1 protein-coding gene is annotated in these 960 nt (G+C 44.3%); it reads left to right on the forward strand.

The genetic code is table 11. The features are described 5' to 3' along the window. Positions 1 to 23 precede the first annotated feature (23 nt). Complete coding sequence (locus tag WH277_RS00340) at positions 24 to 905, forward strand: hypothetical protein (RefSeq protein WP_339503688.1); 882 nt, start codon at positions 24 to 26, stop codon at positions 903 to 905. The last annotated feature ends 55 nt before the right edge of the window (positions 906 to 960 follow it).

Raw genomic sequence — 960 nt, forward strand, 5'->3', positions numbered from 1 at the left:
ACTATAAAGATAATAATGTCGACTTGAAGAAAGAAAAAGAGGCAGAAGCGACAAAATCCCCAGACTTATTTGGCCCATCGACAGGACCGTTGCCTTTTTTCGGTGAGGAAATACGCAAGCGTGGCTATGAATTGCCTGACCCTTATGGCATTGGCTATAACCATATGAATATGCGTCAGAACATTAAAGTTAATAGTATCGACTTTTCCGGACTTAAAATTTTCGGTTTCCCTCTCCCTCAGAATATTTTTAAAATCAATGTCGGCCACACGCGGGAAAGATCCCTCACTGACACAGCAAAACTGGATACCTGGTTATTCCCTTTCTTAAATGTTTACGCGGTTGTCGGGCATACCCGGGGGAGTTCAAACTCTACTGTTTCCGTGGATGCTCCCGTCATTGGAAAAATGTCAGATATCGATTTTATCCTGAAATTCAAAGGAACCACTTATGGTGCCGGTACAACGCTGGCTTATGGCTACCATAACTGGTTTGGTACCATGGATTTCAATTATACCCGCACGAACTTCGATATCCTTGACGGTAATACGACCGCCTATACGTTTACACCGCGCGTTGGTTATCGTTTTACCGTTCCTGGTTCATCGAAATATTCTATTCCCGTGTCTCACGCCAGCTTATGGGTTGGCAGCATGTACCAGAATGTTTCTCAGGATTTCGGCGGTAATCTGAATAACCTACATATGCCTGCTAATTTGGTTAGCCTGGTTAACTTCGTTAATAAAGACAAGGAGGGGCGCTTTCGTGTCAAACAGCACCTCCAGTCTCCCTGGAATATACTGGTTGGTGGTCAGTACGAGTTAACCCGTAATTTTAATGTCATTACTGAAGTAGGCTTTGAGAAACGTAACAGCATTATGGTTGGCGGCGAGTTCCGCTTCTGAGTATGCGCTATTGCCGCACGCTGTTGGTGGGGTTATTTTTTATGTCCCCTTTATC

It is taken from the genome of Erwinia sp. MYb416 (assembly GCF_037479575.1).
In the GTDB taxonomy this organism is placed as follows: domain Bacteria; phylum Pseudomonadota; class Gammaproteobacteria; order Enterobacterales; family Enterobacteriaceae; genus Erwinia; species Erwinia rhapontici.